General features: G+C 60.2%; 23 protein-coding genes. 3 read left to right on the forward strand and 20 right to left on the reverse strand.

Translation table 11 applies throughout. The features are described from left to right. Positions 1-659 precede the first annotated feature (659 nt). Complete coding sequence (gene gltP, locus AB7933_RS01900) at positions 660-1,991, forward strand: glutamate/aspartate:proton symporter GltP (RefSeq protein WP_024072640.1); 1,332 nt, start codon at positions 660-662, stop codon at positions 1,989-1,991. Between the two features lie 95 nt (positions 1,992-2,086). Next, positions 2,087-3,316 (forward strand): nucleoside recognition domain-containing protein, encoded by a 1,230-nt coding sequence (locus tag AB7933_RS01905; RefSeq protein ID WP_024072641.1) that lies wholly within the window; start codon positions 2,087-2,089, stop codon positions 3,314-3,316. 90 nt (positions 3,317-3,406) lie between these two features. Here AB7933_RS01905 and AB7933_RS01910 read toward each other — a convergent pair whose 3' ends face one another. The 20 genes from AB7933_RS01910 to AB7933_RS02005 form a co-directional block, all read right to left on the reverse strand. Beyond that, a complete protein-coding gene (locus tag AB7933_RS01910; protein ID WP_024072642.1) occupies positions 3,407-4,018 on the reverse strand; it encodes an ABC-type transport auxiliary lipoprotein family protein in 612 nt (203 codons plus the stop codon). Then, positions 4,015-4,953 (reverse strand): MlaD family protein, encoded by a 939-nt coding sequence (locus AB7933_RS01915; RefSeq protein ID WP_024072643.1) that lies wholly within the window; start codon positions 4,951-4,953, stop codon positions 4,015-4,017. Before AB7933_RS01915 ends, AB7933_RS01910 begins: the two co-directional genes overlap by 4 nt. A 1-nt stretch (position 4,954) precedes the next feature. Next, positions 4,955-5,758, reverse strand: coding sequence for an ABC transporter ATP-binding protein (locus AB7933_RS01920; protein ID WP_024072644.1), 804 nt, complete (start codon positions 5,756-5,758; stop codon positions 4,955-4,957). After that, positions 5,755-6,903, reverse strand: coding sequence for an ABC transporter permease (locus AB7933_RS01925; protein WP_024072645.1), 1,149 nt, complete (start codon positions 6,901-6,903; stop codon positions 5,755-5,757). Before AB7933_RS01925 ends, AB7933_RS01920 begins: the two co-directional genes overlap by 4 nt. Positions 6,904-6,956: 53 nt before the next feature. After that, complete coding sequence (locus AB7933_RS01930) at positions 6,957-7,988, reverse strand: DUF5924 family protein (RefSeq protein WP_024072646.1); 1,032 nt, start codon at positions 7,986-7,988, stop codon at positions 6,957-6,959. 71 nt (positions 7,989-8,059) lie between these two features. Continuing rightward, positions 8,060-9,442 carry a M16 family metallopeptidase gene (locus tag AB7933_RS01935; protein WP_024072647.1) on the reverse strand — a complete coding sequence of 461 codons (1,383 nt, stop codon included), beginning with the start codon at positions 9,440-9,442 and terminating at the stop codon, positions 8,060-8,062. Between the two features lie 57 nt (positions 9,443-9,499). Next, a complete protein-coding gene (locus tag AB7933_RS01940) occupies positions 9,500-11,158 on the reverse strand; it encodes a Na/Pi cotransporter family protein (RefSeq protein ID WP_024072648.1) in 1,659 nt (552 codons plus the stop codon). Positions 11,159-11,369: 211 nt separating this feature from the next. Then, positions 11,370-12,137 carry a TerC family protein gene (locus tag AB7933_RS01945; protein ID WP_003214768.1) on the reverse strand — a complete coding sequence of 256 codons (768 nt, stop codon included), beginning with the start codon at positions 12,135-12,137 and terminating at the stop codon, positions 11,370-11,372. 68 nt (positions 12,138-12,205) lie between these two features. Next, positions 12,206-13,513, reverse strand: coding sequence for a CitMHS family transporter (locus tag AB7933_RS01950; protein ID WP_024072649.1), 1,308 nt, complete (start codon positions 13,511-13,513; stop codon positions 12,206-12,208). 312 nt (positions 13,514-13,825) lie between these two features. Next, complete coding sequence (locus tag AB7933_RS01955; RefSeq protein ID WP_024072650.1) at positions 13,826-15,787, reverse strand: DUF4105 domain-containing protein; 1,962 nt, start codon at positions 15,785-15,787, stop codon at positions 13,826-13,828. Then, positions 15,784-16,104, reverse strand: a complete 321-nt coding sequence (locus AB7933_RS01960) for a DUF2388 domain-containing protein (protein WP_024072651.1) — start codon at positions 16,102-16,104, stop codon at positions 15,784-15,786. The genes AB7933_RS01955 and AB7933_RS01960 overlap by 4 nt, the downstream gene beginning before the upstream one ends. A 26-nt stretch (positions 16,105-16,130) precedes the next feature. Next, the gene (locus tag AB7933_RS01965; RefSeq protein ID WP_024072652.1) at positions 16,131-16,439 is read right to left on the reverse strand and encodes a DUF2388 domain-containing protein; all 309 of its coding nucleotides are present in this window, start codon (positions 16,437-16,439) and stop codon (positions 16,131-16,133) included. Between the two features lie 104 nt (positions 16,440-16,543). Continuing rightward, positions 16,544-16,864 carry a DUF2388 domain-containing protein gene (locus tag AB7933_RS01970; protein ID WP_024072653.1) on the reverse strand — a complete coding sequence of 107 codons (321 nt, stop codon included), beginning with the start codon at positions 16,862-16,864 and terminating at the stop codon, positions 16,544-16,546. Positions 16,865-17,026: 162 nt separating this feature from the next. Then, positions 17,027-17,212: a DUF1127 domain-containing protein gene (locus AB7933_RS01975; RefSeq protein WP_024072654.1), complete on the reverse strand. Its 186-nt coding sequence runs from the start codon at positions 17,210-17,212 to the stop codon at positions 17,027-17,029. 260 nt (positions 17,213-17,472) lie between these two features. Then, positions 17,473-17,688 (reverse strand): DUF1127 domain-containing protein, encoded by a 216-nt coding sequence (locus tag AB7933_RS01980; RefSeq protein ID WP_003214752.1) that lies wholly within the window; start codon positions 17,686-17,688, stop codon positions 17,473-17,475. Between the two features lie 318 nt (positions 17,689-18,006). After that, positions 18,007-19,500: an acetyl-CoA hydrolase/transferase family protein gene (locus AB7933_RS01985; protein WP_024072655.1), complete on the reverse strand. Its 1,494-nt coding sequence runs from the start codon at positions 19,498-19,500 to the stop codon at positions 18,007-18,009. A 180-nt stretch (positions 19,501-19,680) separates the two neighbouring features. Further along, entirely contained in the window at positions 19,681-21,117 is a 1,437-nt protein-coding gene (locus AB7933_RS01990; RefSeq protein WP_024072656.1) for an NAD(P)(+) transhydrogenase (Re/Si-specific) subunit beta, read from the reverse strand. Beyond that, on the reverse strand, positions 21,117-21,437 hold the full coding sequence (locus tag AB7933_RS01995) for an NAD(P) transhydrogenase subunit alpha (RefSeq protein WP_003220416.1): 321 nt from the start codon (positions 21,435-21,437) through the stop codon (positions 21,117-21,119). Before AB7933_RS01995 ends, AB7933_RS01990 begins: the two co-directional genes overlap by 1 nt. A gap of 15 nt (positions 21,438-21,452) precedes the next feature. Continuing rightward, positions 21,453-22,574, reverse strand: coding sequence for a Re/Si-specific NAD(P)(+) transhydrogenase subunit alpha (locus tag AB7933_RS02000; protein WP_024072657.1), 1,122 nt, complete (start codon positions 22,572-22,574; stop codon positions 21,453-21,455). 452 nt (positions 22,575-23,026) lie between these two features. Next, positions 23,027-23,926 (reverse strand): LysR family transcriptional regulator, encoded by a 900-nt coding sequence (locus AB7933_RS02005; RefSeq protein WP_024072658.1) that lies wholly within the window; start codon positions 23,924-23,926, stop codon positions 23,027-23,029. A 157-nt stretch (positions 23,927-24,083) separates the two neighbouring features. Here AB7933_RS02005 and AB7933_RS02010 point away from each other — a divergent pair, with 157 nt between their 5' ends. After that, on the forward strand, positions 24,084-25,265 hold the full coding sequence (locus AB7933_RS02010; RefSeq protein WP_024072659.1) for an acyl-CoA dehydrogenase: 1,182 nt from the start codon (positions 24,084-24,086) through the stop codon (positions 25,263-25,265). Positions 25,266-25,272 lie beyond the last annotated feature (7 nt).

Raw genomic sequence — 25,272 nt, forward strand, 5'->3', positions numbered from 1 at the left:
TTGCATCGCCCGCCAGGGGTGATGCATGACCAGGGGGCCGGGTTGTTCTGATCAATCGAGATCGGCGTGACCTACGGGTACAGGGAGTACCTGCGCAAGGGCCGGGTCAGGTGAAAAGCTGCGGCGCAAGTTCACAAGTCCTCAAGCTTGCTGAACTTGCGACGGGCTTATTAAGCCCCCCTCGCCTCCCATACCGTCCATAGCCGAGAAACTTCTTTTTGCGCTCCCTCAACCATTACTTGGTGTGTCGGTGGAGACCATCCATCGAGAAAGTTTTGTCTGCGCTATAGGCCATTTCTGACATGACCCCTCTGAATTCCCACGCATTTTTGCCGTAGACCACAACTCGCCCTGAATCTCTGTGCGAGCCTGAATCGGCCAGTTCACGGCATATTCACCTGGCAATCTGTCGCATTTGAACTGACCGTTCGGACAGTTATTATTCAAAAAAGTCATGCCGATTCGGCATGGGGTAGGCGTTTACGGCATTAGACGTCGCCCCCTTGCATGGGAATAGTTGCGCCTTTTTTCGCCTGCCAGTAAGCCATTTCGGCCACGCTGCGGTGACCTTCCATGGAGGCAGATGCACTCACTTTTTCGCTTCCGAGCGTTCCAGATGGCGCATGTGCCTTAAGTCCACTTGAAGTAAGGGTAATGACATGAAGAAGGCAAAGCTAAGCCTCGCCTGGCAGATCCTCATCGGTTTGGTACTGGGGATCGCAATCGGTGCAGTGCTCAACCATTTCAGTGCTGAAAAGGCCTGGTGGATCAGCAATGTGTTGCAGCCGGCAGGCGATATCTTTATCCGCCTGATCAAGATGATCGTGATCCCGATTGTGATTTCCTCGCTGATCGTCGGCATTGCCGGGGTGGGTGACGCGAAAAAACTCGGTCGCATCGGCGTCAAAACCATTCTTTACTTCGAGATCGTCACCACCATCGCCATTGTGGTCGGCTTGCTCCTGGCCAACCTGTTCCACCCCGGTGCCGGCATCGACATGAGTACCCTGGGTACCGTCGATATCTCCAAGTACACCGCCACTGCCGCCGAAGTGCAGCATGAGCATGCGTTCATCCAGACCATCCTCAACCTGATCCCTTCGAACATCTTCGCCGCCGTGGCCCGTGGCGAAATGCTGCCGATCATCTTCTTCTCCGTGCTGTTCGGCCTGGGCCTGTCGAGCCTCAAGCCGGAACTGCGCGAGCCGCTGGTGACAATGTTCCAGGGCGTGTCCGAGAGCATGTTCAAAGTCACCCACATGATCATGAAGTACGCCCCTATCGGCGTCTTTGCGCTGATCGCGGTGACCGTCGCCAACTTCGGCTTCGCATCGTTGCTGCCGCTGGCCAAGTTGGTGATCCTGGTTTACGTCGCCATCCTGTTCTTCGCCTTTGTGATCCTGGGCCTGATCGCTCGCCTGTTTGGCTTCTCGGTGATCAAGCTGATGCGCATCTTCAAGGATGAACTGGTGCTGGCCTATTCCACCGCCAGCTCCGAAACCGTGCTGCCACGGGTGATCGAGAAGATGGAGGCCTACGGCGCGCCAAAGGCTATCTGCAGCTTCGTGGTACCGACCGGTTACTCGTTCAACCTTGACGGATCGACCCTGTACCAGAGCATCGCGGCGATCTTTATTGCCCAGCTGTACGGCATCGACCTGTCGATCGGCCAGCAGTTGATGCTGGTACTGACCCTGATGGTCACCTCCAAAGGCATCGCCGGTGTACCGGGCGTGTCCTTCGTGGTGCTGCTGGCCACCCTGGGCAGTGTGGGCATTCCGCTGGAAGGCCTGGCGTTCATTGCCGGTGTCGACCGCATCATGGACATGGCGCGTACCGCACTCAACGTCATCGGCAACGCGTTGGCGGTATTGGTGATCTCCCGTTGGGAAGGCATGTACGACGACGCCAAGGGCGAGCGCTACTGGAACTCCCTGCCGCACTGGCGCAGCAAGCAAGCGCTGCCGGTCGGTGAGGCCAGCCGCGGCTGAAACCCGCGTGAACGAAACAAACCCCGGGAAATCCGGGGTTTGTCGTTTCTGCCAGCCCCGCTATCATTCGCCCCATCTTTCGGGGGATTCAACTGATGCTCAATGGCCTGTGGCTTGGCTTCTTTGTCGTGGCAATGGTGTCGGCACTGGCGCAATGGCTGATCGGCGGTAACGCCGGTATTTTTGCGGCGATGGTGGAAAGTATTTTCGCCATGGCCAAGTTGTCGGTGGAAGTGATGGTGCTGCTGTTCGGCACCCTGACGTTGTGGCTGGGCTTCCTGCGGATTGCCGAAAAAGCCGGGATTGTCGACTGGCTGGCCAAGGCCCTTGGCCCGCTGTTTCGCCGCCTGATGCCGGAAGTGCCCGCCGGCCACCCTGCCATCGGTTTGATCACGCTCAACTTCGCCGCCAACGGCCTGGGCCTGGACAACGCCGCGACGCCCATTGGCCTGAAAGCCATGAAGGCGTTGCAGGAACTCAACCCTATCCCCAACACCGCGAGTAACGCGCAGATCCTGTTTCTGGTGCTGAACGCATCATCGTTGACGTTGTTACCGGTGACCATCTTCATGTACCGCGCCCAGCAAGGCGCTGCCGACCCCACGCTGGTATTCCTGCCGATTCTGCTGGCCACCAGTGCGTCGACGCTGGTGGGCTTGTTGTCGGTCGCGATCATGCAGCGCCTGCGGCTGTGGGACCCGGTGGTGTTGGCGTACCTGATTCCTGGTGCGCTGGTGCTGGGTGGTTTCATGGCGTTGCTGGCGACCTTGTCAGCCACCGCATTGGCCGGCCTGTCCTCTATCCTCGGCAACCTGACGCTGTTCGGCCTGATCATGCTGTTCGTGGTGATCGGTGCGTTGCGCAAGGTGAAGGTGTACGAGGCGTTTGTCGAAGGGGCCAAGGAGGGCTTCGATGTTGCCAAGAACCTGCTGCCGTATCTGGTGGCCATGCTTTGCGCGGTGGGCGTGTTGCGCGCCTCCGGTGCACTGGACTTCGGCCTTGAAGGCATTCGCCACGTGGTGGCCTGGACCGGTATGGACACGCGCTTTGTCGATGCCCTGCCGACCGCGATGGTCAAGCCATTCTCCGGCAGCGCGGCCCGGGCGATGTTGATTGAGACCATGCAGACGCAGGGGGTGGACAGTTTCCCGGCGTTGGTGGCGGCGACGATTCAGGGCAGTACGGAAACCACCTTTTATGTGTTGGCGGTGTACTTCGGTTCGGTGGGCATCCAGCGGGCGCGGCATGCCGTAGGGTGTGCGTTGCTGGCTGAGTTTGCTGGCGTAGTGGCGGCGATTGCGGTGTGCTACTGGTTCTTCGGTTAAGGCTGGATGCTATCGGGAGCAAGCCCCTCCCACATGTTGATCTGTGAACACATTCAAAATGTGGGAGGGGGCTTGCCCCCGATGAGGCCCTCAGCGTTTCACAGTACCGTTACCCTGCTGAACAACCCATTCCACCACCTGCCTGTTCAACTGATCCCCGGCTTGGCCAAAAGCCGCCACCACCGCCGGCACTTGGGTGTCTGTCACTGCCTGGCGCACTTCAAACCGCCGGCTGGCAATAATCCGCTGATCACTCCCACGCACCAGGCGTGCGTCGAGGCGGATCAACACGTCCACCGCACTGCCCCGGTATTCACTCTGGAACGCCTGCAACTGTCCGCCCAACTCATAGTCGGCCTGCAGATTGGTGTCGTCGGTGCTCAACAGGGTCACTCGCCCATCGCGCTGGAACCCGTCCAACAGGCGATTACGCAACAGCACGGGCGCCGGATCGCTCCAGCGTGAGTTCGCATAGCTGCTGATCAAATCGCCATTGGGCACCACGGCGATGCGCGGGCTGTCGAGGAACTCACTGGTCTGCGGCTTGGTCAGGCGCAGCGACCAACTGACCGGCGCTCCCTGGTGGGCGGCCTGGGCCGAGGGCAGTCGGTAGGTGTCCGACGGATCCGCCTTGGGCAGGATCGAGCACGCGCCGAGCAGCGCCAGGGCCACAGGGGCCATTATTTGGTAAGCACGCTTCATGGCGTGAACTCCTTGTTCTTGTCGCTGCCCAGCAGGTAGCCACTGGGGTTGGCTTCCAGGCGACGGGAGATGGCGCGCAGCGAGCCGAGGGTTTCGCGCAGTTCGCGCACGGCCGGCGCCAGTTCGTTAAGACCTTGCATGCCGCTGTTCACCGACTCCTTGTTGTCAGTCAGCAAGGTATTGATGGTCGCGGTGCTCTGCTCAAGGGATTTCATGGCTTGCTCGGCGCTGCCGAATACCTGCTTGCCTTGATCGTTGAGCAGGCCGTTGGCATTGCGCATCAGCGCGGTGGTCTGCTCCAGGGCGGCACCGGCTTGTTTGCTGACCTGCATCAGTTGCTGCATGACCACCTTGATATCGCCACGCTGGTCGGCAATCGCACCGGTAGTTTGTTCCAGATGATCCAGGGTATTGCTGATGCGCTCGACGTTCTGCGCCGAGAACATGTCGTTGGCGTTGTGCAGCAGCAGGTTGATGCTGGTCATCAAGTCGTTGCTGTTATTCAACAGCCGCGCGATGGGCGACGGCGACGCGATGATTTCTGGCAGGTTGCCGTCCTTGCCCTTGAGTTTCGGGCTTTGTGGCGTGCCACCGCTGAGCTGGATGATTGAAGTACCGGTGATGCCGGTCAGGGCCAACTTGGCCTGGGTGTCTTCCTTGATCGGCGTCTGGCCAGAGAGGCGGATGCGCGCGAGCACGCGGCGCGGGTCGTTCGGGTCCAGGCGCAGGCTGATTACATCACCCACCTTGATCCCGCTGTACTGCACCGAGCTGCCCTGGGACAGGCCGCTGACCGCCTCGTTGAAGATCACTTCGTAATCCTCGAAAGCGGTGTCGACGCTGGACTTGGCCAGCCACAGGCCAAACAGCATCGCGCCGACCACCACGATCACGCTGAACAGACCGATCATCACATGATGGGCTCGGGTTTCCATGTCATACCTCGTTGAGCGGTTGAGCGGCATCCAATGCCGCGCGGCCCCGGGGGCCGTGGAAATATTCGTGAATCCAGGCGTCGTTCGTTTCCGAGACGACATCGATGGCGTCGGCCACCAGCACTTTCTTCTGCGCCAGCACAGCCACGCGGTCGGTGATGGTGTACAGCGTGTCGAGGTCATGGGTGACCAGGAACACGCTCAGGCCCAGGGCGTCGCGCAGGGTCAGGATCAGTTGGTCGAATTGCGCCGCGCCAATCGGGTCGAGGCCGGCGGTGGGTTCGTCGAGAAACAGGATGTCCGGGTCCAACGCCAGGGCCCTGGCCAGGGCGGCGCGCTTGATCATGCCGCCGGACAGCGACGCCGGGTATTTGTCGGCTGCCGACAGTGGCAAGCCGGCCAGGGCCAGTTTGACCGCCGCCAGGTGTTCGGCATCGGCGCGGCTCAGGCCGGCGTGTTCGATCAGCGGCAGCGCGACGTTCTCGGTGACCGTCAGCGAGGAAAACAGCGCGCCCTTCTGGAACAGTACGCCAAAGCGCCGTTCCACCAGGGAGCGTTCATGCTCCGGCAGGCTCGGCAGGTTTTTGCCGAATACCCGCACCTCGCCTTCGCTGGGCCGACGCAGGCCGACGATGCTGCGTAACAACACGGACTTGCCGCTGCCGGAGCCGCCGACCACTGCGAGAATTTCGCCCTTGTACAAATCCAGGTCGAGGTTCTCGTGCACGCTCTGGCGGCCAAAGCGATTGCACAGTCCACGGACCTCGATCACCGCCTCGCTGGGGGCTCGGGGTAGGCGACTCACCAGTTCATCTCCATGAAGAACAGCGCGGCGACCGCATCCAGCAGAATCACCACAAAGATCGATTGCACCACGCTGGACGTGGTGTGGGCGCCGACTGACTCCGCGCTGCCGCTGACCTTGAAGCCTTCCAGGCAACCGATGGCGGCAATCAGGAAGGCGAAGATCGGCGCTTTCACCATGCCCACCAGGAAATGCTGTACGCCAATGTCCGATTGCAGCAGCGAGAGGAACATCGCCGGCGAAATATCCAGGGTCACGGCACACACCACCCCACCGCCGACAATCCCCGAGAGCATCGCCAGGAACGTCAGCATCGGCAGCGCTACCAGCAGCGCCAGCACGCGTGGCAATACCAGCAGTTCCATTGGGTCCAGGCCCAGGGTGCGGATGGCGTCGATTTCTTCGTTGGCTTTCATCGAGCCGATCTGCGCGGTAAACGAACTGGCGGTGCGACCGGCGATCAGGATTGCGGTGAGCAGCACGCCGAATTCCCGCAGGAAGGAAAACGCCACCAGGTCCACGGTAAAAACGGTCGCGCCGAAGCTTTTGAGCACTGTGGCACCGAGGAAGGCAACCACGGCGCCCACCAGAAACGTCAGCAAGGCAACGATGGGCGCGGCGTCCAGGCCGGTCTGTTCGATGTGGGCGACCATGGGGGTCACGCGCCAGCGCTTGGGGCGCAAGATGCTACGGGCGAAAGTCTCAAGGATCAGGCCGATAAAGCCCAACAGTTGCTTGCTGTCCTGCCAGACCGCATCCACCGCGCGGCCGATACGCGCCAGCACCTGGATGCCGGTGGCCTCCTCCGGGGCTTTCTCCGGCACGCAGAAATCATTGAGTGAGCGGTAGACGGTCTTGAGCAGCGCGCGGTCGGCGGTGGACAGGCTGCAATCGGTCTGTTCGGTCGATTGCTCAATGCGGGCCGGCCCCAGCAGCTCCACCAGCAGCGAAGCACCGGCCGTGTCCAGGGCGCCCAGGCCATTGAGGTCGATGCGCGCGCCAGCGTCGTATTGGCCGTCGAGTTTGTCTGACAGCTTCTTCAGGTTGGCATAGTGGGCAAGCGTCCAGTCCCCCGTAATCCTGAGCAACGGAGGTGCGGTGGACGTATCGAGGTGGGCTGTGCCGGCCGTGGTGCTACTGGTCATAAGCTCCGAGCTTGTCTGCTATCCACAATGCCTACGTAATAGCACGATATAGCCTACTTTGGGTTGTCCGTTTGTGCTGTGTCAGTCACTTTGAAACGCAACACACCGATCACCTGCCCGTCTTCGGTCAACACACGCACTTGCCAGCGGCCCACCGCGTCGGGCGGGAAGTTCTGCTTGTGCGTCCAGGCGCGGTAACCTTCCTTGCGCCCACCATGGATATCCAGGGCAATACGGTCGACTTCTTTGCCGTTGAATTTCCATACGTGGTAGATCCGCTCATCCAGCCCGCGTGGTGCGTTGATCGCGGTATAGGCATACAGGCCGCCGCTGCGCAGTTGGGCGGCGCTGACTTCGGTGAGGTCATCGCCCGGCGTGCGGTCTTGCAATTGGGTGCTGATGGCCACTTCGGTCATCCACAGGGTTGCCGGTGGTACCCAGCTGCGCAGGAACCAGCCGGCGCAGCCAATGGCCGCCGTGACACCCAGCAGCATCGCCCAGCCTTTGAGGCTGCGCAGTGGCAAGCTCACTGCCAGGCTTGGTATCGACAGCACCATGGCCACGCCGAGGGCGAGCTTGTAGCTCTCGGCCGTCGTCAGGTGCAGGATGATCGGCAGCGCGGTCAGCAGTGCGGCGAACAGGGTCAGGGTATGCAGCGCAAGGAACAGCGAGCGCTTGGGCGCCAGCCACTTGTAGTACAGCGGGTCGGTGATCGACACCAGCGCCGCCGCGCCAAGCAGCCCGGTGAACATCGACTGGCCGCTGTTCCAGGTGGTGGTGACGAAAAAGAACGGCAGTACAAAAAACAGACTTTCCTGGTGGATCATCTGGGTGGCATAGCGCAGCAGCGGTTCGGGGATTTCGCGCTTGAAGACTTTGGTGAACAGTTGGGTAAAGCTGTTTTCCAGCATCAGCCACAGCCAACTCACCAGCATGATCACTGCGATCCAGCTGGCCATGCCCTGCTGGCGGTCCACCAGGATGAAGCTGCTGACCCCCGATATGAAACCGCCGAGTGCGATCACCCCTGGGTAGCGCTTCATCAGTTCGAGGATGCGCTGGATGTAGTGAGTCAGGTTCGGCATTCGGCAGTCACAGTCTTCGTAGGAAAAAATCCCAGACAGAATAACGTCTTAGCCCTGGGTTGGGTGCCTCATTACAGGATCCGTTTGCGATAGCGGCGTATGCCGATCAACACAGTGGCGATCAGCCCCAGCACCCCGGCGCCGATCCAACTCAGCCCGTCGTAGCTCAGCAGCGGTTTCTCGATACGCCAGTAGCCTGGCTGCTTGAACGCTTCGCGCATGGCCTGGTTGGTCTGCTCCAGGCTGACGGCCTTGATGCGTTTGACCGGGTCGCTGAAGCGCCCGTTGTTGTAGTCGCCCGAAGCGCTCCAGTAATAGTCGGCCAGGGCGCTGTTGCCCTGCACGGCCCAGGCCTGGCGAGCGATGGCGGCTTGTTTGAGGCGGGTGAATACCGTGGGGTCGAGCCCGTCCTTGAGCAATTGCGCCTTGAGGTCTTGCAGCACCTGTTCGGCTGCAGGGAGGCTATCGCGCTCGAGGTCGGCGTTCAGGCTCAGGAAACCGACACCACCGAGCACTTCGCGTTCGCTCCAGGGGCCGTAGGACAGCCCATGCTTGAGGCGCAGTTGGCGGTACAGCGCCCAATCCAGGTAATCCTTGAGCAGGTCGTAGGTTTCATCATGCTGGTCGTCCAGTACCGGCTCGGGGAACAGCCAGTGCAGTTTGGCGCTGTCACCGACCCAGCCGTGGATCAGGTCGCGGTGGCTGGCGGCGGCGTGTTGGATTTCCGGCAGGGCCAGGTGCTCGGTCGGCTCGACCGGGTCAAGCGCGCCATAGGTGCGTTCCAGGTAGGCCGGCAGCAGCTTGTCGAGGTCGCCGACGATGATCAGGGTCATGTTGTTGGGGGCGTACCAATTTTTGCGCAGTTGCTCCAGCTGGTTGCGAGTCAGTTGGCCAACCTCGGCGCGTTCGGCACATTTGAGCCCCAGTTCGACGGCCAATTGGTTGCTGGCGGTGTGGCCCAGGTCCTGGCGGTCCAGCAGGCGTTGCAGGTGCGAGTAGTGGCCGCCGTCCTCGCGCTCGACCACTTGCTTGGCGGCTTTGATATTGGCGTCGGTCAGCGTGGTGCGGGTGATGATGGCGAGCAGCAGGTCCAGCACCTTGCGCTGATTTTGCGCGGGGGCTTCGATCACGAAGGTGGTGTCGGCGTTGCTGGTGTAGGCGTTCCACTCGCCGCCCAGGGCTTGCATGCGGTCTTCCAGATCACCTTCGCCGCCTCCGTCGATGCCACTGAACAGCAGGTGTTCGAGCAGGTGCGGCAGTTCCTTGTCCTCGCAGCTGAAGTCATCCAGGCCCACGCCCACCACCAGGCGAATGGCCACGTGCCCACGTTCGGTGCCCGGTTTGAGCAGCAACTGCAGGCCGTTGGGCAAGGTGTAGCCCTCGACCTGCAGGCGATCAAAGGCAAAGGCGTGTGCAGAGCCCATGAGCAGGCAAGCGAATAACAGGCGACGCATAACAAGCTTCCTGGCGAGTGAGGTCAGTTTTAACTGACTTCACGGGCCACCGTACGTTCAGGGCGAATGTGTGATGTCGGCAATATCTTCGGTGGAAAGTGCGCCGGTGTCGGAGGTTTCCAAGACGACATAGGCACTGCTGCAAAACAATGAGTTCAAGCGCTTCATGTCGGCAATCAGTTCCAGATGCAGGGAACTGGTCTCCAGGCTCTGTACGATCTTGCGCTGCAAGCGGCTGACGTGGGCGTGTGCCAGGCGGCGTTCCTGAGCGCGGAAGCGGCGCTTTTCGCGCAGCAGTTGACGGGCGCTTTCCGGGTCGGCACTGAGGAACACCGACAGGCCCAGGCGCAGGTTGGCGATCAGTTGGCTGTGCAGGCCGGTGAGTTCTTCCAGGCCCACTTCAGAGAATTGGCGGCGCTGGGAGGTTTTTTGCTGTTGGACTTTGCGCAGCATGCGTTCGATCAGGTCGCCAGCCAGTTTCAGGTTGATCGACAGTTCGATGATTTCTGCCCAGCGGCGGCTGTCCTGTTCGCTGAGGTCTTCGCGGGGCATTTGCGCCAGGTAGAGCTTGATCGCGCTGTAGAGCGACTCGACGTCGTCGCTGAGGCTGCGCATTTCCTGGGTGATGGCCGTCTGTTTTCCGCGCAATACTTCACGCATGGCGGTCAGCATGTTGTCGATCAGGTCGCCCAGGCGCAAGGTTTCCCGCGCGGCGTTGGCCAGTGCCAGGCTCGGCGTGCTCAGCGCCGCGAGGTCGAGGTGGCGTGGCTTGGCCTTGCCGTTGGCCTCTTCACGTTCGGGCAGCAGCCAGGCACATAGCCGGGCCATCGGGCCGATGGTCGGCAACAGGATCAGGCAGCGGCTGACGTTGTAGAGCAGGTGGAAGGTGATGACCATGCCTTGGGCGCTGTAGTCCAGGCCGTCCATCCAGCGTACGAGCGGGTCGAGCACCGGGATGATCAGCAGCAGGCCAATCAGTTTGTAGAGCAGGCTGCCCAGAGCCACTTGGCGGCCGGCGGCGTTCTGCATGCTGGTGCTGAGGAAGGCCAGCACGCCACTGCCAATGTTGGCGCCAATCACCAGGCCGATCGCCACGTGCAAGCCGATGACCCCGGCGCCGGCCAGGGTAGCGGTCAGTAGTACAGCGGCGAGGCTGGAATAGGAGATCATCGCGAACAAGGCACCGACCAAGGCGTCGAGCAGGATGTCGCCGGTCAGCGAGGCGAACAGCACCTTCACGCCTTGCGCATGGGTAATGGGCCCGGCGGCTTCGACGATCAGTTGCAGTGCGAGGATGATCAGCCCGAGGCCGATTCCGACCCGGCCCAACTGCCCTGCCCGCGTCTGTTTGCGCGACAGGAAGAAAATCACCCCAAGAAAAATCAGCAGCGGCGACAGCCAGGACAGGTCAAACGTCAGCACCCGCGCCATCAGTGCGGTACCGACGTCAGCACCGAGCATGGTCGCCAGGGCGGGCATCAGCCCCATCAGCCCTTGGCCGACGAACGAAGTCACCAGCATCGCCGTGGCGTTGCTGCTTTGCACCATGGCCGTCACCAGAATACCGGCGACAAATGCCAGCCAGCGCTTGGACATGTTCTGTCCGATGACTTGGCGCAAGTTGGAACCGTAGACCCGCAGGATGCCGGTACGGACAATGTGCGTGCCCCAGATCAAGAGGGTCACGGCGGAAAGCAGATTGAGCAAGGTCAGCATGCTCGGCCCCCCGTGTGGGTGTGCTCCAACAGGAGCTAAGGAGAATTGCCGCGTGCCGTTCTACGTCTTGTACTTAAGCTGTAGTTGGCGAATGGGCTCTGCGCCAGCATCGCATAGCTAAAGTGGGGATTGAAACAAAACTGTCATGAATTCAGCTTTTTGCAGATGAAAAAATGGGGCGCGAACGCCCCATTTCGGCAGCGGATCAATGTTATTGACCCGGAATGTCCTTGCGCAGTTTCACAGGGTCCTGCTGTTTCTTCTTTTTCGCGATGGCTGTGCGCATCTTGATATTCACCGCTTCCACCGCCAGCGAGAACGCCATGGCGAAGTAGACGTAGCCTTTTGGCACATGCACGTCGAAGGCTTCGGCGATCAGCACGGTACCGACCACCAGCAGGAACGACAGCGCCAGCATCTTCAGCGATGGGTGCTTGTCGATGAAATCGCTGATGGTGCCGGCTGCCAGCATCATCACCAGTACCGCAACGATGATCGCTGCGACCATGACCGGCACATGGGAGACCATGCCGACCGCGGTGATCACCGAGTCCAGCGAGAACACGATGTCGATGATCGCGATCTGGATGATGGTGTAGATGAACTTGCCACCGGCGCCCTTTGGCTCGTCGTGGGTTTCGTCTTCACCTTCCAAGGCGTGGTACATCTCCTGGGAGCTTTTCCACAGCAGGAACAGGCCACCGAAGAACAGGATCAGGTCGCGACCGGAGATGCCTTGGCCGAAGACCACGAACAGATCGTCGGTCAGGCGCATGACCCAGGTGATCGACAGCAGCAGCAGGATGCGGGTGACCATGGCCAGGGCCAGGCCGAAAATCCGGGTGCGCGCCTGCATATGCTTGGGCATGCGGCTGACCAGGATCGAAATCATGATGATGTTATCGATGCCCAGGACGATCTCGAGGGCCGTCAGGGTGAAGAAGGCAATCCAGATTTCCGGATTGGTCAGCCATTCCATGTGTATTCCTTTGAGCAAATGTTAAACCGCGCAAGCTGCAGCGCCGCGCGGTGAGTGGGTCGGTACGATTATAGAGTGCTGAACAGCGGAAAAATCCCCATCAGCAATGCGGCGAACATTATGCACAGGCATACCAGCACTGCCCACTTGAGGGTGAAGCGTTGGTGATCGCCGAATTCAATGCCGGCCAGGGCCACCAACAGATAGGTCGAGGGTACCAGCGGGCTGAGCAAGTGCACGGGTTGGCCAACGATGGAGGCGCGGGCCATTTCCACCGCGGTAATGCCGTAGTGGCTTGCCGCTTCGGCCAGGACCGGCAGTACGCCGTAGTAGAACGCATCGTTGGACATGAAGAAGGTGAACGGCATGCTCACCAACGCGGTGATTACCGCCAGGTACGGGCCCAGGGCTTCAGGGATGACCGCCAGCAGGCTCTTGGACATGGCGTCGACCATGCCGGTGCCCGACAGGATGCCGGTGAAGATACCCGCGGCGAAGATCAACCCCACCACGGCCAATACGCTGCCGGCGTGGGCGGCGACACGGTCTTTCTGCTGTTGCAGGCACGGGTAGTTGACGATCATCGCGATACTGAACGCCACCATGAACAGCACCGGAAGCGGCAACAGGCCGGCAATCAGGGTGCCCATCAGGGCCAGGGTCAGGGCGCCGTTGAACCAGATCAGCTTGGGACGGCGGGCGTCCGGGAATTGCGACACGCTGATCTCACTGTGGTCGATCTCGTCGCCTTGCAGGTGCAGTTCACCCAACCGCGCACGTTCACGCTTGCCGTACATGTAGGCAATCACCAGGATCGCCACCACGCCAGCGGCCATGGCTGGGATCATCGGTACGAAGATGTCCGACGGGTCCACATGCAGCGCACTGGCTGCACGGGCGGTCGGGCCACCCCAGGGGGTCATGTTCATCACGCCGCCGGCGAGGATGATCAGCCCGGCCATGATCCGCGGGCTCATGCCGATGCGCTGGTACAGCGGCAGCATGGCGGCCACGCAGATCATGTAGGTGGTAGCGCCGTCACCGTCGAGGGACACCACCAGGGCCAGCACGGCGGTGCCGACCGAGACTTTCAGCGGGTCGCCCTTGACCATCTTGAGGATCTTGCGCACGGCCGGGTCGAACAGGCCGGAGTCGATCATCAGGGCAAAGTAGAGAATGGCGAACATCAGCATGACGCCGGTCGGCGCGAGCTTGGTGATGCCTTCGAGCATCATCGGGCCGATCTTCGGTGCGAACCCCCCGAACAGCGCGAACAGGATGGGCACGATGATCAAGGCGATGAGCGCGGACAGGCGCTTGGTCATGATCAGGAACATGAACGTGATGACCATGGCAAAGCCAAGGAAAGTCAGCATAGGAATACTCCAGGCGTAGCGCGACTAGGGAATGGCAAACCGGGTGGTTCAGCGCAGAACGAAAGGCACGAGGCGTACGGGTGGAGGGGGGACGAACAGGTGGGTACGGGCGGACATCGGGAATCACCATTGTTGTTGTTAACAGCCGGTCTGTTGCCGGCAGTGGGGGGCGATCCTAGACGCGTAAGCTTTCAACCAGCTTTCGCTAGGCAAACGGAGGGTGGTGGGAAGACGCACGGTCTTCAGGGATACACAGGTCAAATGTGGGAGAGGGTTGGCTCCCACATTTGGAATACGTTTATCTCGGGCATTTCAGGGCAGTTCGAGCCCGCCGGCCGCCTTGTGCAGTGCCCGCAAATGCTCGCCCACTTGCTTGAGGTTGGCTTCACACGCAGCAATCTCAGCGGCACGGGAGGGCTCCAGCAGCGCCCTCACCTCTTTATCCAGCTCGCCGGTGAGGGATTGCAATTGCTTCTGGCGCTCGGCGCTTTCTGATTCGAGGCGTTTGGATTCCGACGGTTGCGGCAAGCCGTAGCCACCGCTGCCCAGCAGTTCCGCTGGACGGCTGAGGAAGCCGCTGTTGGCGAGGATCTGTTGCAGCGTGGCGTTGGCTTTCTCCATGCCGCCATTTTTCAGCTCACGAGCGCCGAGGTAGCGCTGCTTGACCTCATCCTGGGCCAGCATCAATTGCTTGCGAAAGCTCGCCTGTTCCAGCAACAGCAGCGCGGCGCTGGTGCGCAGGTCGGCCTGGCCGAACCATTGCCGGCGCTCGGCCGCGCTCAGGGATAACCAATCTTCAACCTGGGTCTGCTTGATCGGCAGGTGTTTGCGCAGTACATCGAACATCGCCTGGTAGCGTTCGCGGAACGAGTCGAAGTGGTAGCCCAGGCGTAACGCCTCGCGTTTGTCCTTCAGTACGCTGGTGTCCGCCAGGCCGCGTGCCTGCAGGACTTCGAGCAGGCCGTTGGGGGTGATGTTGTCGAGCCCGGTCAGTTGCGGATTGGCGCTGCCGCTGCGCAACAGTTTCAGGCTTTCCACCGCACAGTTGTTAGAGATGAAAAAGTAATTGCCGTCGTAGCTCCAATGCATCTCGGCGGCATGCTCAACGGTGTCGTTGATTTCCTGGCGCGTGAGTTTCAACGGCACCGAGGCCAGGCCGCGCAGCTCGGTCTTGGTGTATTCGTCGATCACCTGGGACAGTGGCAGGACGAACAACCGTGACGGGTACTTGCCCACCAGGCCATCCCAGCTCGACAGCTGCACATCGCCGACGAAGGCGCGGTAGGACAACACCAGGTGCTGGTCCAGGTCCAGCCTGCAATCCGGGCCACGGGGGCGCCCGGGCGCGCAGATCACCAGGCGCAACATGCTGTGGCCCCAGCGGCTCACCAGGTTCTGGTTGGCTTCGGCCAGCAGGTAGTCGATCTCATACACTCGCTCCGGATCGACCTGGCCCAGGGGCGTCTTGGCGAAATCGTTACCGGCGTTGAGGAAGGCGTAAGTGCTTGCGCAGGTGTCCTGTGCCGGTGGTGCCCAGCCGAAGTGTTGCTGGTAATAGCGGAACAATGACGGGCGACGGCAGGCGTAGCTTGGGTCGAGGAGAAAGTACTCCATGTTGACCGCAACGAACTCCAGCGGGCTGGTGGTTTCGTAGATATCCGGGCTGCGCGCGACCTGGTGGTTGTGCTGTTCACGCTCGCCGCGGCGGCCGACGTATTGCGGCCAGCCGGCGAGGTCCAGCAGGCGCGGGTCGTCACTGAGGGTGAAACGGCGATCGTTCTGGCCACGGCATTGGTCAGGCAGGCCGATCAAGCCGGTGATGTTGTTCTGGCGGCTGCAACGCTGGATCAGTGTGCGTTCGTCTTTGGACCAGAGGCGCGCACGGTCATAGATGTGGGTCAGTTCATGCAGCACGGTGGCGAGCATTTCCCGGCGCACGGTGCCGTGGGGGCGGTTGGTCTTCTGGGTGGCGGCGCTGCCGTCGGTCAGGCTGGCGAGAAGGTTGCGGTTGAGGTCCAGCTCGGACACCAGGGAAGCCTGGCCATAGGCGTTCCCGGGCATTTGGTCGGTCCAGCCGACATCGATGCGCCGGTCCAGCTGTTCGATGAAGCGCGGCGGCAAGGAGCGCATCGCCTCATCAAGCAATGCCTGGCTGGCCTGCTGTTCAGCCGGGCTCAAGCCATCGGTCTTGAGCCGCAGTTGCAGGCTGGCCTGGGCGGTGCTGGCACACAGCAGCACAACCCCGGCCAGGAGCCAGGCGTTAATGCGCCTCACAGAGCGAGAATGGCTTCGGCGAGGGTCTGGTCACTGGCGTCGCGGGCTTCCGGTACGCGGGTCCGCAGGGTGTCAAAGGCGGCTTCCAACTGTGCACCGCGAATTTCGCCATTGGTGGCGACGAAGCTGGCGGCATCATCGTGGGCTTCGCGCACGATTTTGGAGTCGCGGATGGAGGTGGTGGTGTCCGAGGTGAAATCAATGGTGCGGCCAGAGGCGCGAACAATGATGTTACTGGTGGCCACCAAGGTATGCGCCTGGGCAACGTCTGCCAACAACAGCAGGCCAAGGGTGGCGGCGATCAGCGGGCTACGCATGGAATGACTCCGAAATACAAAGATGATTATTGGACGAGAATTGCTTGCGCCAGTTCAAGGTCGCTGGCGTTAAGTTTTGGCTGGGTACGACGCAGATAATCCAGCGCTGACTCCAGTCGGGCCCCCCGCCATTGGCCGTCGGTGGCAATGAATGCGGCAGCGTCATCCTGGGCGGCCATTATCAGCTTCCTGTCAAACGGCGCGGAGGTCACCTTGCTGGTGGCGTACGCGCTCACGACGGTACTCTGGGTGGTCAGGTCAAAGGCCGAAGCCGTCGACGACCAGCAGGCCGAAAACAACACAGGAACAATCAACAGGCGGAATGAAAAAGCCATGGGACTCGACAACTGAAAGCGAGCGCCAAGGCTAGCGCAATGCCCGGGCGAGAGCCAGTCCGATGGCATTCAGGGAGCGGCGCTTGCTCCCTGTGTGCTGCGACTTAGATGGCCAGGATAGCCTGGGCCAGTTGTGCGTCAGTCGCGGCGTTCAGTTGTGGCGCTTGTTGGCGGATCTGGGCCAGGGCGCTTTCCAGCTTCACCCCACGAATGGCGCCTTCGCTGGCGACAAAGCTGGCGGCGTCGTCACGGGAGGCGCGCACGACTTTGTTGTCACGCAGCGATGAAGTGGCATCGGAGCTGGCGTCGGAGGTGGCTTTCAGTGCGCCAACGATGGAGTCGGTGGTCACAATGAAACTGCTCGCATTGGCATTGGCAGCCAATACCAACAGGGCGGCAGCACTCAGCAGGCGAAGACGGGACATGGGGGACTCCTGTAGATAAATGGAAAAAGCGGCGCAGAGTGGCCACATGTGAAACGGGCACTGTCGTTGCTATTGAGCATCAGACGCCCGTTCTACAAGGTTCGCCACGTGGTGAGTGGATATTAAGCCGCCGCTTGTCCGTTCGGAAAGCCTCTTGACCGTCTAGTCACGCCAGAACGGTTTGGCCAGCTCTGCCATTCGGTCGGCGTGGCTGATGCCGGCATCCGACAGTTCCCGGGGATCGAGTTGTGCCAGCTGGCGCCGCTCATAGTGACGTCGTACCCACCTGGCGAATGCTGAAGCAGTAAGGATAAGCAGCCGTTTGCTGGACGAAGGACGGAGGTTCATGACGGGGCTTCCATGATTGCTGAAGCACCATGGTGTGCGAGTCCCCGCTGCCGAAACAGGTACACCGGAGTTAAATTGTACTGCTTAATTGTTGTTTTATTTAAACTGTACCGGTTTAGATGAAAGGCTTCTGTTCGGCGATCAAAAAAGCCAGGCCCCAGATACAACAAAGCCCGCCTCCGGTTACCCGGGGCGGGCTTTGTTTTGACAAATCAGGTTGCTGGCAGTGGACCCGTCAGGTCAGGGCCAGCGAGCGCCAATCAGCGCCAGAACGGCTTGCTCAGCTCTTCGTAGCGTTGAGCTTCGCTGATACCGGCGTCAGCCAGCAGACGCGAATCCAGGCGAGCCAATTGATGGCGGCTGGAGATGCGGCGCTGCCACAGCATCAGGTTGGCGAGAACGCGCAGAGGCAGGGAAGCCTGGGTGTTTACAGCTTTTTCTTCGAAGAACAGATCGGAACTGAGTGTACGTTCCATGATGACATCCTTCCGCTTGTGGCGGGATTAGGTAGTGGTTTAACTGATGCCAATGATCCTCCTCCGACACAAGACTCTCTAGATACAGTTCACCTGTATTGTGAGGGGCCAGTTAACTGTTTATGGCGGCTGTACTGTACGGAAATGGAGCAACTGTACCTGTCCGCACTGAAATAGTGCGAAATAGGTGTTTTCGATGATGGGTGTGGGATATTTCGGTAGGAAATGACCGGTACAGCAGTACAGTTTTTTGCAAAAAGCTCAGTCAGACAGCCGAGCTGATGAAACTGTGTTTGCATCAGCTCGGATCTGTACCAATCACGCCTTGAGCATATGCCCGGTTTCTTCCAGATTGATGTGCCAGCTCAGTGCTTCGCGCAGGATGTGCGGGGTGTGCCCGCCGATGGCGCAGGCCGATTCGAAGTAGCTGTTCAGCGCATCGCGGTAAGCCGGATGTACGCAGTTGTCGATGATGACCCGTGCACGCTCCCGGGGCGCCAGGCCACGCAGGTCAGCCAGGCCTATCTCGGTCACCAGGATGTCGACGTCATGTTCGGTGTGGTCCACATGGCTGACCATCGGCACCACGCTGGAAATCGCACCGGCCTTGGCAATCGACTTGGTGACGAAGATCGCCAGGTGCGCGTTGCGCGCGAAGTCACCCGAGCCGCCAATCCCGTTCATCATTCGCGTACCGCACACATGGGTAGAGTTGACGTTGCCGTAGATGTCGAACTCCAGCGCGGTGTTGATGGCGATGATACCCAGCCGGCGAACTACTTCCGGGTGGTTGGAGATTTCCTGCGGGCGTAGTACCAGCTTGTCCTTGTAGTGTTCCAGGTTGCCGAACACGTTGGCGTTGCGCCGTTCCGACAAGGTGATCGAGCTGCCGGAGGCGAAGCTCAGCTTGCCCGCGTCAATCAGGTCGAACGTCGAGTCCTGCAGGACTTCCGAGTACATGGTCAGGTCTTCGAACGGCGATTCGATCAAGCCGCACATCACCGCGTTGGCGATGTTGCCGATGCCAGCCTGCAACGGGCCGAGCTTGTTGGTCATGCGTCCGGCGTCCACTTCCTGCTTGAGGAAGTTGATCAGGTGATTGGCGATCCCTTGGGTGTCGTTGTCCGGTGGTGTCACGGTCGAGGCGGAATCGGCCTTGTTGGTGATCACGATGGCGACGATCTTCTCCGGTGGGATCGGGATCGCGGTGCTGCCAATGCGATCGTCGACGTTCACCAGTGGGATCGGTGTGCGGGTTGGCCGATAGGTCGGGATATAGATGTCGTGCAGCCCTTCCAGGTTCGGGTTGTGCGCCAGGTTGATCTCGACGATGACCTGCTTGGCGAAAATTGCGAAGCTGGCCGAGTTACCCACGGAGGTGGTGGGCACGATATGGCCTTGTTCCGTGATCGCAACGGCTTCGATCACGGCAATGTCGGGCAGCTTGAGTTGGTTGTTGCGCAGTTGCTCGACGGTCTCTGACAGGTGCTGGTCAATGAACATCACCTCGCCGGCGTTGATGGCCTTGCGCAAGGTGCTGTCGACCTGGAACGGCATGCGCCGGGACAGCACGCCGGCCTCGGTCAGTTGCTTGTCCAGGTCGTTGCCCAGGCTGGCACCGGTCATCAACGTGATTTTCAGAGGCGAAGTCTTGGCGCGTTCGGCCAGGGCGTGGGGAACGGCCTTGGCTTCACCGGCACGGGTGAAGCCGCTCATGCCGACGGTCATGCCGTCCTCGATCAGTGCGGCGGCGTCTGCCGCGCTCATGACCTTGTTCAACAGCGAAGGCAAGCGGATACGATCACGGTACATGGATTGTTATCTCGGGCTACGGGAGGCAAGGTGCGCAGTTTAGTGATTTCAAACAATTTCGGCCCGCTACCATGGTCGAATGCCGGGTGCCGATTTAGAGCCTTTTGTCGGGTTTCATGCAGCAATAAAAAACCCTAGCCTACTGGAGGCCAGGGTTTCAGGTATTGCGCTGGCGCAGTGTTATTCGACAGCTTTGACCATGTCTTCGATGACTTTCTTGGCATCACCAAAGACCATCATGGTCTTGTCCAGGTAGAACAACTCGTTGTCCAGGCCCGCATAGCCGCTGGCCATGGAGCGCTTGTTGACGATGATGGTCTTGGCCTTGAACGCTTCCAGAATCGGCATGCCGGCGATCGGCGAGTTCGGATCGTTCTTGGCGGCCGGGTTGACCACATCGTTGGCGCCCAGCACCAGCACCACGTCGGCCTGGCCAAACTCGGAGTTGATGTCTTCCATCTCGAACACTTGGTCGTAAGGCACTTCGGCCTCGGCCAGCAACACGTTCATATGCCCAGGCATACGCCCTGCCACCGGGTGGATCGCGTACTTCACGGTCACGCCGCGGTGGGTCAGTTTTTCTGTCAGCTCTTTGAGCGCGTGTTGTGCCCGCGCCACTGCCAAGCCATAGCCCGGCACGATGATCACCGTGTCGGCGTTGGTCAGCAGGAAGGTGGCATCGTCTGCCGAGCCGGACTTCACCGGGCGTGCTTCTTTAGAGCCTGCCGCCGCGCCAGCATCCGGCGTGTTGCCGAAACCGCCGAGCAGTACATTAAAGAAGGAGCGATTCATCGCCTTGCACATGATGTACGAGAGGATCGCACCGCTCGAACCCACCAGCGAGCCGGCGATGATCAGCATCGAGTTGTTCAGCGAGAAGCCGATCCCAGCCGCTGCCCAGCCGGAGTAGCTGTTGAGCATCGAAACGACGACCGGCATGTCGGCGCCGCCAATCGGGATGATGATCAGCACGCCGAGCACGAACGCCAGGGCCAGCATCAGCGCAAAGGCGGTGAGGTTGCCGGTGAGCATGAAGGCCAGGCCCAGGCCCAGTGTGGCAAGGCCCAGCACCAGGTTAAGTTTGTGCTGGCCGCCGAACTGTACCGGTGCGCCTTGGAAGAGACGGAACTTGTACTTGCCCGAGAGTTTGCCGAATGCGATCACCGAACCGGAGAAGGTGATTGCACCAATCGCCGCGCCGAGAAACAGCTCCAGGCGATTACCGGCAGGGATCGAGTCGCCCAGGTGTTTGACGATACCCAGGGATTGCGGCTCGACCACGGCGGCAATGGCGATAAACACCGCTGCCAGGCCGATCATGCTGTGCATGAACGCCACGAGTTCCGGCATCTTGGTCATTTCCACGCGCTTGGCCATGATCGAACCGGCGGTGCCGCCGATCAGCAGGCCGACAATCACATAGCCGATGCCCGCGGTGGCGAGTTCTGCGCCGAGCTTATAGATGAGGCCCACGGTGGTGAGTACCGCCAGCGCCATGCCGAGCATGCCGAACAGGTTGCCGCGTCGCGATGTGGTGGGGTGCGACAGGCCCTTGAGGGCCTGGATAAAGCAGATAGACGCGATCAAGTAGAGCGTCGTAACCAGATTCATGCTCATTACTTAGGCGCCTCTTCTTTTGCTTTCGGGGCTTTCTTCTTGAACATCTCGAGCATCCTGCGAGTCACCAGGAAACCGCCGAACACGTTCACTGCTGCCAGGGCCACGGCCAGGGTGCCCATGGTCTTGCCCAGCGGGGTCACGGTGAGCGCAGCGGCGAGCATGGCGCCCACAATCACGATCGCCGAGATGGCGTTGGTCACGGCCATCAATGGCGTGTGCAGTGCGGGGGTAACGTTCCAGACCACGTGATAACCGACATAAATCGCCAGCACAAAGATGATCAGGTTGTAGATACCGGGGGAGATAAGCTCTTCCATCGTCTGAATCCCTGCTTAGGCGTTTTTGCGGATGACTTGGCCGTCGCGGCACATCAGGCACGCGGCGACGATGTCGTCTTCGAGGTTGATTTCAAACTGCCCTTCCTTGTTGAAGACCAGCTTCAGGAAGTCCAGCAGGTTGCGCGCGTACAAGGCCGATGCGTCGGCGGCAACGGCGCCGGCCAGGTTGGTCGGGCCGCAGATGATCACGCCGTTTTCGACCACTACCTGGTCAGCGACGGTCAGTGGGCAGTTGCCACCCTGGGCGGCGGCGAGGTCAATGACCACCGAGCCGGGCTTCATCTGCGCGACGGTGTCGGCACTGAGCAAGGTCGGTGCCTTGCGTCCAGGGATCAGCGCGGTGGTGATAACGATGTCGGCTTGCTTGGCGCGTTCGTGCACGGCCACGGCCTGGCGTTGCATCCAGCTGGTTGGCATTGGGCGCGCATAGCCGCCGACACCCACGGCGCATTCACGCTCTTCGTCAGTTTCGTAGGGCACGTCGACGAACTTGGCGCCGAGGGATTCGATCTGCTCTTTGACGGCGGGACGCACGTCGGACGCTTCGATCACGGCACCCAGGCGTTTTGCCGTGGCGATGGCCTGAAGGCCGGCAACGCCGGCACCGAGGATCAGCACGCGTGCGGCTTTCACAGTACCTGCAGCGGTCATCAGCATCGGCATAAAGCGTGGGTAGTGATGGGCGGCGAGCAACACAGCCTTGTAACCGGCGATGTTGGCCTGCGACGACAGCACGTCGAGGCTTTGGGCGCGCGAGGTGCGCGGCGCGGCTTCGAGCGCGAATGCGGTAATGCCGTGTTCGGCCAGCTTGGTGATGATTTCGTTGCTGAACGGATTGAGCATGCCCACCAACACGGTGCCGCTTTTGATCAGCGTCAGTTCGCTGTCGCTGGGGGCGACCACCTTGAGAATCAGCTCGGCGCCAAACGCGTCGCCGGCACTGCCAATGGTCGCGCCTGCCGTTTCATAGGCACTGTCGACGATGCTGGCCTTGACACCTGCGCCGCTTTGTACAGTGACCTTATGGCCCTGGCCGATCAGCTTCTTGATGGTTTCCGGGGTGGCAGCCACCCGTGTTTCACCGGTCTGGGTTTCGAGAGGAACACCAATGTGCACGTCAAATCTCCTGCATGATCTTTTTGCTTTTGATCTTTTTGTAAAAAGGCCAGTGCACCGTGGGTGGCGCATCTGGGGCGGCCGATCAGCACGATCCCGCTGAAATGACAGCGGGGCGCGGCATTTTGCAGGCGAACTTTACGGCCATCAAGGGATTATGACGGGTGACGAAAAATTAACTACAAGTCACCCTGTGACTGATTGTCGCAACACTTTGAAATAACCTCTTTAAATACAGGTATTTAAAGGTGTTAAGGCAATTTTTGAGGTTTTTGTCATCGTCCCGGTGAATAGTCGAGCATTGGCCGAAGATAGTTGCTCAAAGCCAGCAACGTCATGGCTTTGAGTCATGTTTCTGGAGGACAAGTACAGTCTGTTAAAAAGCGACATATACGTATATCTGTAGGATATAAAAATAGCTGACTACAAGGTCAGCAAATTAACTATGGCCTTCAAATGCTGGGGATGTAGCGCTGTGATTGGTCCACGAGCCAGTCTCTGAACGCATGCAGTGAGGCGGACTCAACTTTTCTCTCTGGAATCATCAGGTAGTACGCCTTGGAGCTGCTCAGTGCGTTGGGGCTTGCGATGACCAATTGGTGTTCGTCGAGCTCTCGTTGGATCAGGAAAGGTGGGATCAGCGCGATGCCCATGTCATGCATGGCCGCCTGGGACAACATCGAGAATAGCTCGTATCTCGGGCCTGTCATGTCGCGGGGGATGTTCAACTGTTGGGCGTTGAACCACTGGCGCCAGGCGTAGGGGCGAGTCGTCTGCTGCAGCAGTGGCAGCTCGGCAATTTCCTGAGGGCTGAAGTGCGTACGGGTTCTTAATAGCCTGGGGCTGCATACGGGGACAGGATTCTCGCCCATCAGCCTGTGGGATTCGGTACCAGACCAGTCGGCATCGCCGAAGTAGATCGCAGCATCGAATTCTGTGTCGGCAAACAGAAAGGGGCGCGTGCGGTTGGTGAGGTTCACCGTCACTTCGGGATGTTGGCGTTGAAAGTCCTTGAGGCGAGGGATCAACCATTGAGTCCCAAAGGTCGGGACCACTGCCAGTTCGATGACGTTTGCCCCCTGCTGCCCCATCACGGACAGCGTATCGCGTTCCACTGCGTCCAATTGCGTCGCGACTCGACGACTGTAGGAGAGCCCCGCTTCCGTCAGTTTGACGCCTCGCCGAGAGCGTCGAAACAGCTCGACACTTAAAAATTCCTCAAGACTGGCGATTTGTCGGCAGATAGCGCCCTGGGTGATGGAAAGTTCTTGCGCCGCCTTGGTAAAGCTCTCGTGGCGGGCTGCCGCTTCAAAACTGACAAGGGCAGTGGTGCTGGGGATTTTTCTACGCATGTACCTTGTACTCACTTATAAAGCGCGTATGCGCCCTTCTCGGTCTTTTCGAAGTGAGAAATTAGCACAACCCTATGCGGAAACCTCGTTTGCCCTCTGCGGCCGTCCGGCCTAGGCTCCTTGCACGACTACTGACTTTCTCTGCGAGGACTTATTCATGGCTGGCAAGGCAAGCTTCAACTGGATCGATCCACTGCTGCTGGATCAACAGCTCACCGAGGAAGAACGCATGGTGCGCGACAGTGCGCAGCAATTTGCCCAGGACAAATTGGCGCCGCGCGTACTCGAGGCCTTCCGCCATGAAAAAACCGACCCCGCGATCTTTCGTGAGATGGGCGAAACCGGCTTGCTCGGCGCAATGATTCCAGAGCAGTACGGTGGCAGTGGCTTGAACTACGTCAGCTACGGGTTGATCGCTCGCGAAGTGGAGCGTGTCGACTCCGGCTATCGCTCGATGATGAGTGTGCAATCGTCACTGGTCATGGTGCCGATCAACGAATTCGGTACAGAAGCGCAAAAACAGAAATACCTGCCGAAGTTGGCCTCTGGTGAATGGATCGGTTGCTTCGGTCTGACAGAGCCCAACCACGGTTCCGACCCGGGCGCGATGATTACACGTGCGCGCAAGGTGGATGGTGGCTACAGCCTGACGGGCGCCAAGATGTGGATCACCAACAGCCCGATCGCCGATGTGTTCGTGGTGTGGGGCAAGGATGATGCGGGGGATATCCGCGGTTTTGTCCTGGAGAAAGGCTGGAAGGGCCTGAGCGCTCCTGCGATTCATGGCAAGGTCGGACTTCGTGCGTCCATTACTGGCGAGATCGTGATGGACAACGTGTTTGTGCCTGAAGAGAACATCTTCCCCGATGTGCGTGGGTTGAAAGGGCCTTTCACTTGCCTGAACTCGGCGCGGTACGGCATCTCCTGGGGGGCCTTGGGCGCGGCCGAGTTCTGTTGGCACACCGCTCGCCAGTACACCCTTGATCGTCACCAGTTCGGTCGTCCGTTGGCGGCGACCCAGTTGATCCAGAAGAAGCTGGCTGACATGCAGACCGAGATCACTTTGGCCCTGCAAGGTTGCCTGCGCCTGGGCCGTATGAAGGATGAGGGCACGGCGGCGGTGGAGATCACATCGATCATGAAGCGCAACTCGTGCGGCAAGTCCCTGGACATCGCGCGCATGGCTCGGGACATGCTGGGTGGCAACGGGATCTCCGATGAGTTTGGTGTGGCGCGTCATTTGGTCAACCTGGAGGTGGTGAACACTTACGAAGGTACCCATGATGTGCACGCCTTGATTCTTGGGCGTGCGCAAACCGGCCTTCAGGCGTTCTATTAATAGGAGC

Source organism: Pseudomonas gorinensis, assembly GCF_042015035.1.
Lineage (GTDB): Bacteria > Pseudomonadota > Gammaproteobacteria > Pseudomonadales > Pseudomonadaceae > Aquipseudomonas > Aquipseudomonas gorinensis.

Excerpts from the sequence above, each read along its gene's own strand:
- gltP (WP_024072640.1), top strand. The coding sequence starts at position 660 with ATGAAGAAGGCAAAGCTAAGCCTCGCCTGGCAGATCCTCATCGGTTTG.
- AB7933_RS01905 (WP_024072641.1), top strand. The coding sequence starts at position 2,087 with ATGCTCAATGGCCTGTGGCTTGGCTTCTTTGTCGTGGCAATGGTGTCG.
- AB7933_RS01910 (WP_024072642.1), bottom strand. The coding sequence starts at position 4,018 with ATGAAGCGTGCTTACCAAATAATGGCCCCTGTGGCCCTGGCGCTGCTC.
- AB7933_RS01915 (WP_024072643.1), bottom strand. The coding sequence starts at position 4,953 with ATGGAAACCCGAGCCCATCATGTGATGATCGGTCTGTTCAGCGTGATC.
- AB7933_RS01925 (WP_024072645.1), bottom strand. The coding sequence starts at position 6,903 with ATGACCAGTAGCACCACGGCCGGCACAGCCCACCTCGATACGTCCACC.
- AB7933_RS01930 (WP_024072646.1), bottom strand. The coding sequence starts at position 7,988 with ATGCCGAACCTGACTCACTACATCCAGCGCATCCTCGAACTGATGAAG.
- AB7933_RS01935 (WP_024072647.1), bottom strand. The coding sequence starts at position 9,442 with ATGCGTCGCCTGTTATTCGCTTGCCTGCTCATGGGCTCTGCACACGCC.
- AB7933_RS01940 (WP_024072648.1), bottom strand. The coding sequence starts at position 11,158 with ATGCTGACCTTGCTCAATCTGCTTTCCGCCGTGACCCTCTTGATCTGG.
- AB7933_RS01945 (WP_003214768.1), bottom strand. The coding sequence starts at position 12,137 with ATGGAATGGCTGACCAATCCGGAAATCTGGATTGCCTTCTTCACCCTG.
- AB7933_RS01950 (WP_024072649.1), bottom strand. The coding sequence starts at position 13,513 with ATGCTGACTTTCCTTGGCTTTGCCATGGTCATCACGTTCATGTTCCTG.
- AB7933_RS01960 (WP_024072651.1), bottom strand. The coding sequence starts at position 16,104 with ATGCGTAGCCCGCTGATCGCCGCCACCCTTGGCCTGCTGTTGTTGGCA.
- AB7933_RS01965 (WP_024072652.1), bottom strand. The coding sequence starts at position 16,439 with ATGGCTTTTTCATTCCGCCTGTTGATTGTTCCTGTGTTGTTTTCGGCC.
- AB7933_RS01970 (WP_024072653.1), bottom strand. The coding sequence starts at position 16,864 with ATGTCCCGTCTTCGCCTGCTGAGTGCTGCCGCCCTGTTGGTATTGGCT.
- AB7933_RS01975 (WP_024072654.1), bottom strand. The coding sequence starts at position 17,212 with ATGAACCTCCGTCCTTCGTCCAGCAAACGGCTGCTTATCCTTACTGCT.
- AB7933_RS01980 (WP_003214752.1), bottom strand. The coding sequence starts at position 17,688 with ATGGAACGTACACTCAGTTCCGATCTGTTCTTCGAAGAAAAAGCTGTA.
- AB7933_RS01985 (WP_024072655.1), bottom strand. The coding sequence starts at position 19,500 with ATGTACCGTGATCGTATCCGCTTGCCTTCGCTGTTGAACAAGGTCATG.
- AB7933_RS01990 (WP_024072656.1), bottom strand. The coding sequence starts at position 21,117 with ATGAGCATGAATCTGGTTACGACGCTCTACTTGATCGCGTCTATCTGC.
- AB7933_RS01995 (WP_003220416.1), bottom strand. The coding sequence starts at position 21,437 with ATGGAAGAGCTTATCTCCCCCGGTATCTACAACCTGATCATCTTTGTG.
- AB7933_RS02005 (WP_024072658.1), bottom strand. The coding sequence starts at position 23,926 with ATGCGTAGAAAAATCCCCAGCACCACTGCCCTTGTCAGTTTTGAAGCG.
- AB7933_RS02010 (WP_024072659.1), top strand. The coding sequence starts at position 24,084 with ATGGCTGGCAAGGCAAGCTTCAACTGGATCGATCCACTGCTGCTGGAT.